This is a genomic window from Nocardioides sp. NPDC057772 (genome assembly GCF_042798075.1).
GTDB lineage: Bacteria > Actinomycetota > Actinomycetes > Propionibacteriales > Nocardioidaceae > Nocardioides.
Genome location: NZ_JBHVKN010000265.1, coordinates 1 through 6,060 on the forward strand (window position 1 = coordinate 1; position 6,060 = coordinate 6,060).

A 6,060-nucleotide genomic window follows, 5' to 3' on the forward strand; every position below is an offset into this window, starting at 1 on the left:
GGCCGCTCCCCTCACCTGGCTCGTGCTCGTCTATGTCGTCGCCCTCGCGGCCCTGCTGGTGACGGCGTTCTGGACGATCGACTCCTTCACCAACGAGCTCGAGCGCACCTTCACCCTCGACAACGTCCGCGAGATCACCGGCGAGGCGCTCTACCGGACCGTCACGCTGCGCACCCTCGGGGTGGCGCTCCTGGTGACGCTGATCGACTGCGCGATCGCGCTGCCGGTCGGCTTCTACATGGCCAAGGTCGCCTCCCGGCGCTCCCGTCACCTGCTGGTGATCGCGTTCCTGATGCCGCTGTGGGCGTCCTACCTCGTCAAGGCGCTCGCCTGGCGATCGCTGCTGTCCAACGGCGGCCTGCTGGACTGGGCCGGCGGTCTGGTCGGTCTCGGTTCGCCGGGATTCGGCTTCACCGCGATCGTGCTCACCCAGGCGTACATCTGGCTACCGTACGTCATCCTGCCGGTCTACGCGGCCTACGAACGTGTCCCCGACTCGCTGCTCGACGCCGCCGGTGACCTCGGCGCCCGGCCTGCGCTGACGTTCCGCACCGTGGTGCTGCCGCTGGTGGTGCCGGGGCTGGTCGCAGGGTCGATCTTCTCGTTCTCGCTGACCATGGGTGACTACATCACGGTCAACATCGTCGGCGGTGCGAACCAGATGCTCGGCAACCTCGTCTACATCAACTCGGGGTCGAACCTGCCGCTGGCCGCCGCGATCGCGCTCATCCCGATCGCCGTGATCATGATCTATCTGGCGCTGGTGCGCCGGACCGGAGCTCTGGAGAACCTATGACCATCTCGCGATCGACCCGGCGCCTGCTCGCCGTGGTGACCGGCCTGGTGCTCGCGGTGCTCTACGCACCGCTGGCGCTGGTCGTGGTGAACTCGTTCAACACCTCCCAGGCGCTGACCTGGCCGCCCAGCGGCTTCACCACGCAGTGGTGGCAGCGGGCGGCGGTCAACCCTGGAGCCCGCGACGCGATCCTCACCTCGCTCACGGTCGCGGCCTGCGCCACCGTGCTCGCGCTGGTGCTCGGCACGCTGCTCGGCCTGGCGATGCAGCGCTACTCCTTCTTCGGGAAGGACACCGTGAACCTGTTGGTGGTGCTCCCGATCGCCCTGCCCGGCATCGTCACCGGCATCGCACTGTCCAACGCGTTCTCGTCGATCCTCGGCGTACGTCTGGGGTTCTTCACGCTCGTGGTGGCCCACGCGACGTTCTGCATCGTGACCGTCTTCAACAACGTGCAGGCCCGGCTGCGGCGGATGGGCGGCAACCTCGAGGAGGCCTCCGCCGACCTCGGGGCGGGGATGTGGACCACCTTCCGGCTGGTCACCCTCCCCCAGCTGCGCTCGGCCCTGCTGGCAGGTGGGCTGCTGGCGTTCGCGCTCAGCTTCGACGAGATCATCGTGACGACGTTCGCCGCCGGCCCCGGTGTCACCACCCTGCCGGTCTGGATCCTGACCAACCTGTTCCGCCCCGGTCAGGCGCCGATCGTCAACGTGGTGGCTGTGGTCATGATCGTCGTCTCGGTCGCGCCGATCTGGCTCGCTCAGCGACTCTCGTCCGACCCGACGGACACGACGAGGGCGATTCACTAGGCTGCCCCTCCGCGTCAGCGGATAATGTGCACAGCGTGGCTGAACCTCGAATGCTCCTGCTGGACACCGCGTCGCTCTACTTCCGGGCCTACTTCGGTGTGCCCGACATCAAGGCCGAGGACGGCACCCCGGTCAACGCCGTCCGCGGTCTGCTGGAGTTCATCTCCCGGCTGGTCAACGACTACTCCCCCACCGACCTGGTGTGCTGCTGGGACAACGACTGGCGTCCGCAGTGGCGGGTCGACCTGATCCCGTCCTACAAGGCGCACCGGGTCGTCGAGGAGCTCGAGACCGCGCCCGACGTGGAGGAGGTCCCCGACCCGCTGCAGGTCCAGGTGCCGATCATCCGCGAGGTGCTCGCGGCGGCCGGGATCTGCGTCATCGGCGCCGACGGCTACGAGGCCGACGACGTGATCGGCACCCTCGCCACCGGCGCGGGGATGCCGGTCGACGTCGTCACCGGCGACCGCGACCTCTTCCAGCTGGTCGACGACGCTGCCGGCGTACGTATCCTCTACCCGACCCGCGGCGTCGGCGATCCGGATCTGGTGGACGAGAAGTGGGTGCTCGCCAAGTACGGCATCACCGCGGCACAGTACGCCGACTTCGCGACCATGCGTGGTGACACGTCCGACGGTCTGCCGGGCGTGAAGGGCGTCGGGGAGAAGACGGCGGCCAAGCTGCTCGAGCAGTACGGCGACCTGGAGGGAATCGTCGCCGCCGTCGCCGACCCGACCACGTCCCTCACCAAGGCGCAGCGTCAGAAGTTCATCGACGCGGTCCCGTATCTGGCCGTGGCGCCGAAGGTCGTGGCGGTGGCGCGCGACCTCGACCTGGACCGCAGCCGGACCGCACTGCCGAGTGCTCCGGCCGACCCGGAACGCCTGCACGAGCTGGCTGCGGCCTACAACCTGGCTTCCCCCGTCGCCCGCCTAGAAGCCGCTCTCGCGCGGGTGTGATCCAGGTCTCCACAACTTCGTCCAGAAAGTTCGTAGAAACGGCATCATCAGCCGCGTACGGCTCCGTCTCCTTGGCAAGACCACCAAGAAGGAGCGGACGAATGAGCGACATCAAGCACCCGGCAGTGCAGCAGGACATCAAGATCTCGTGCCTCGACCCCTGGGGTCGCACGGTGGAGGTGCCGACCACCCTCGGCTACCGCGAGAACGACCCGTACGCGGTGAGCCTGACCTTCCACTCCAGCGCCGGCGACGTCGAGTGGGTCGTGTCCCGCACCCTGATGCTGCAGGGCCTGTCGGCCCCGGCCGGCGAGGGTGACGTGAAGATCTACCCGAGCATCGACGAGGATGCCAAGGCGGTGGCCGTCTTCGACTTCAGCTCCCCCGACGGCCGCCTGATCGCGACTGCCGACTCCGGCGAGGTGCAGACGTTCCTCGGCAAGTCCTTCTCGGCCGTCCCGGTCGGCTCGGAGAGCCAGCACATGGATCTCGACGCGCTGATCGCGGATCTGCTGGGCAGCTCCTTCGACGCTGAGTAGGCACTCCGCCCGCCTGCTCATTCGTCAGCGCACCCTCCCGTCCCGGAAGTCCGGGACGGGAGGGTGCGTGCTTTCGCTGGCCGGAAGAGATCCCTCGCCGTTGCCACATCAACTGTGGTAGTGATGTGCGTCACCCGCACCCCCTCGGAGGTCACAGTGCTGCCAGCTTTTCTTTCTCGCGAGCGAACGGTGGCCGGTCCCGGCTTCAGCCGCTGGCTCATCCCGCCCGCCGCTCTCGCCGTCCATCTCTGCATCGGCCAGGTGTACGCCACCAGCGTCTACAAGACCGCCCTGGTGGAGCACTTCGACTCGAGCCAGACCGCGATCGGCGTGATCTTCTCGATCGCGATCGTGATGCTCGGTCTCTCGGCCGCGGTGATGGGCACCTGGGTCGACCGCAACGGTCCCCGCGCGGCGATGACCGCGGCCGCGGTCTTCTGGGCCTCCGGCTTCTTCATCGGCGCTCTAGGCATCGGCACCGGCCAGCTGTGGCTGGTCTACCTCGGCTACGGCGTCATCGGCGGCATCGGGCTCGGCATCGGCTACATCTCCCCCGTCTCCACGCTGATCAAGTGGTTCCCGGACCGGCCCGGCCTGGCCACCGGCATGGCGATCATGGGCTTCGGCGGTGGCGCGATGATCGCCAGCCCGCTGAGCGGCCGGCTGCTGGCGCTCTACGACCCGTCCTACACCGGCGACGCCACCACCGTTCCCGACGGCCACGCGGTGATGATGCTCTTCCTCACCTTGGGCGTCATCTACCTGGTCTTCATGTCCTTCGGTGCCGCCACCGTCCGGGTCCCGCCGGAGGGGTGGACGCCCGCCGGCTGGGACCCCGCCAGCGTGCGCGAGAAGAAGCTCGTCACCACCGCGAGCGTCTCGGCGAACAACGCGATCCGGACGCGGTCGTTCTGGCTGGTCTGGATCGTGCTCTTCTGCAACGTCACCGCCGGCATCGGCATCCTCGAGCAGGCCGCCCCGATGATCCAGGACTTCTTCCGCTCCGACGGCGTCTCCTCGGTCAGCGCGGTCGCGGCCGGCGGCTTCGTCGGGCTGCTCTCGATCGCCAACATGGGCGGCCGGTTCATCTGGTCCTCGACATCCGACGTCATCGGCCGCAGGCCGATCTACATGATGTACCTCGGCGTCGGCTTGGTCCTCTATCTGCTGCTGGCGACGGTCGGCAGCGCCTCGATGGCGCTGTTCGTGCTGCTCGCTGTGGTGATCCTGTCCTTCTACGGGGGCGGCTTCGCGACCGTCCCCGCCTACCTGCGGGACCTCTTCGGCACTTTCCAGGTCGGCGCCATCCACGGCCGCCTGCTGACCGCGTGGTCGGCGGCCGGGATCGCCGGGCCGCTCATCATCAACGCCTTCCTCGACGCCCAGGGCGAGCCCGGCACTCTCACCGCGGCCGCCTACCGGCCGGCGCTGCTGACCATGGTCGGTCTCCTGGCGATCGGCTTCATCGCCAACCTCCTGGTCCACCAGGTCCCGGAGAGGTTCCACGAGCCGAAGTCCGCCGATCACCCTGAGTCCGAGAGGAGTGCAGCATGAACGCCAAGATCGCGGCCGCCTGGGCCCTGGTCGGGATCCCGCTGGCCTACGGGATCGTCGAGACGCTGCGCCGGGCGGCGCAGCTCTTCACCGGCTGATCGCGGTTTCGCCGGGATTCAGAGGCCGAGCAGGCTCGGCTCGTTCGCACGCCACGCCTCCTGCGCCGCCTGGGTCACCGGGCCGTGCGGGAGGGTGCGCGTGCCCCATTCCGTCACGGCCTGGACGTCGCGCAGGCTGGAGGTGAGGAAGACCTCCGTGGCGTACTCCTCGACCTCGGCCAGCGGCTCGTCGGTCTCCTCGGCACCGAACCACTCCAGCACCAGGGCGCGGGTGATGCCGGCCAGCGGGCCGCTCGAGAGCGTCGGCGTCTTCAGCGCGCCGTCGAGCACGTAGAAGATGTTGCTCCCGGTGCCCTCGCACAGGTCGCCCACGGTGTTGGCGAAGATCGCCTCGCTGGCCCCGTGCTTGCGAGCCTCGGCGAGAGCGATCACGTTCTCGGCGTACGACGTCGTCTTCAGGCCGCTGGTCGCACCGTGCTCGTTGCGTCGCCACGGCACGCTGACGACCTTGGTCTCGGCGGGGTTGGGCTCCGCGTCCTCCAGGCCGATGATGACCGTCGGCGGGACGTCCACGCGACCGGACCCGAAGGGCGCCGGTCCGCCCGTGACGGTGATCCGAAGACGCCCGTACGCCGTCGGGGCTGCCCCGAGCACGGCCTCCACGCCCTTGGTGATGAACCCGCGGTCGAGAGCGGGCAGGCCGAGCCCGGTCGCGGACCGCTCGAGGCGGTCGAGGTGGAGAGCGAGCGCGAACGGCTGGTCCTCGATCACCTTGAGCGTCTCGAAGACGCCGTCGCCGACCACCAGACCGTGGTCTCGGATGGAGACCGCCGGAGCGGCCGGGTTGTCGAGAAGCTGACCATCGATCCACGCGCGCATGCGGCAACCCTATGACGTCCCTGGTCAGGGCCCGGAATGCGCGCCGATGGGACTCCTGGGGCTGTTGGTGAATGACACGAAGGTGACCCCCGATTTGTCCCCCGGGTGCGGCTCCGTTAATGTTCTTCTCGTCGCCAAGGGCACGGGAAACCGGGCCGGAAGCAACAAGCGGACGTAGCTCAGTTGGTAGAGCGCAACCTTGCCAAGGTTGAGGTCGCGAGTTCGAGCCTCGTCGTCCGCTCGGAGTAGGTCTCCACCGGAGGCAATGCCTCCAGCGGTGGGTTGGCCGAGAGGCGAGGCAACGGACTGCAAATCCGTGTACACGGGTTCAAATCCCGTACCCACCTCGAAGCACCACCCTGATATAACTGAATAACCACGGACGATTGGCGCAGCGGTAGCGCGCTTCCTTGACACGGAAGAGGTCACTGGTTCAAACCCAGTATCGTCCACACGTTCGAATTC

Annotated in this window: 6 protein-coding genes and 3 tRNA genes; 8 read left to right on the forward strand and 1 reads right to left on the reverse strand. The window is 68.1% G+C overall.

From position 1 onward, the window contains the following. The 5 genes from ACFVJS_RS25740 to ACFVJS_RS25760 all read left to right on the forward strand — a co-directional run. The coding region (locus tag ACFVJS_RS25740; protein ID WP_378886316.1) for an ABC transporter permease at positions 1–796 on the forward strand (796 nt) is incomplete at its 5' end. Further along, a complete protein-coding gene (locus tag ACFVJS_RS25745; RefSeq protein ID WP_378886318.1) occupies positions 793–1,605 on the forward strand; it encodes an ABC transporter permease in 813 nt (270 codons plus the stop codon). The genes ACFVJS_RS25740 and ACFVJS_RS25745, both read left to right, overlap by 4 nt. A 50-nt stretch (positions 1,606–1,655) precedes the next feature. Next, on the forward strand, positions 1,656–2,564 hold the full coding sequence (locus ACFVJS_RS25750; RefSeq protein WP_378886327.1) for a 5'-3' exonuclease H3TH domain-containing protein: 909 nt from the start codon (positions 1,656–1,658) through the stop codon (positions 2,562–2,564). A 101-nt stretch (positions 2,565–2,665) separates the two neighbouring features. Beyond that, on the forward strand, positions 2,666–3,103 hold the full coding sequence (locus tag ACFVJS_RS25755) for an SsgA family sporulation/cell division regulator (protein ID WP_378886320.1): 438 nt from the start codon (positions 2,666–2,668) through the stop codon (positions 3,101–3,103). A 189-nt stretch (positions 3,104–3,292) separates the two neighbouring features. Then, a complete protein-coding gene (locus ACFVJS_RS25760) occupies positions 3,293–4,657 on the forward strand; it encodes an OFA family MFS transporter (protein WP_378886323.1) in 1,365 nt (454 codons plus the stop codon). 116 nt (positions 4,658–4,773) lie between these two features. Here the strand turns inward: ACFVJS_RS25760 and ACFVJS_RS25765 are convergent, their stop codons facing one another. Continuing rightward, complete coding sequence (locus ACFVJS_RS25765) at positions 4,774–5,595, reverse strand: aminotransferase class IV (protein WP_378886325.1); 822 nt, start codon at positions 5,593–5,595, stop codon at positions 4,774–4,776. A 168-nt stretch (positions 5,596–5,763) separates the two neighbouring features. Here ACFVJS_RS25765 and ACFVJS_RS25770 point away from each other — a divergent pair. The 3 genes from ACFVJS_RS25770 (at position 5,764) to ACFVJS_RS25780 (ending at position 6,047) form a co-directional block, all read left to right on the forward strand. Next, a tRNA-Gly gene (locus tag ACFVJS_RS25770) sits at positions 5,764–5,836 on the forward strand. A 35-nt stretch (positions 5,837–5,871) separates the two neighbouring features. Then, positions 5,872–5,942, forward strand: a tRNA-Cys gene (locus tag ACFVJS_RS25775). A gap of 33 nt (positions 5,943–5,975) precedes the next feature. Further along, positions 5,976–6,047: transfer RNA gene (locus ACFVJS_RS25780), tRNA-Val, on the forward strand. The last annotated feature ends 13 nt before the right edge of the window (positions 6,048–6,060 follow it).

Bases quoted from the DNA above. Each gene is read 5' to 3' on its own strand.
- ACFVJS_RS25745 (WP_378886318.1), top strand. From the start codon at position 793: ATGACCATCTCGCGATCGACCCGGCGCCTGCTCGCCGTGGTGACCGGC.
- ACFVJS_RS25750 (WP_378886327.1), top strand. From the start codon at position 1,656: ATGCTCCTGCTGGACACCGCGTCGCTCTACTTCCGGGCCTACTTCGGT.
- ACFVJS_RS25755 (WP_378886320.1), top strand. From the start codon at position 2,666: ATGAGCGACATCAAGCACCCGGCAGTGCAGCAGGACATCAAGATCTCG.
- ACFVJS_RS25765 (WP_378886325.1), bottom strand. From the start codon at position 5,595: ATGCGCGCGTGGATCGATGGTCAGCTTCTCGACAACCCGGCCGCTCCG.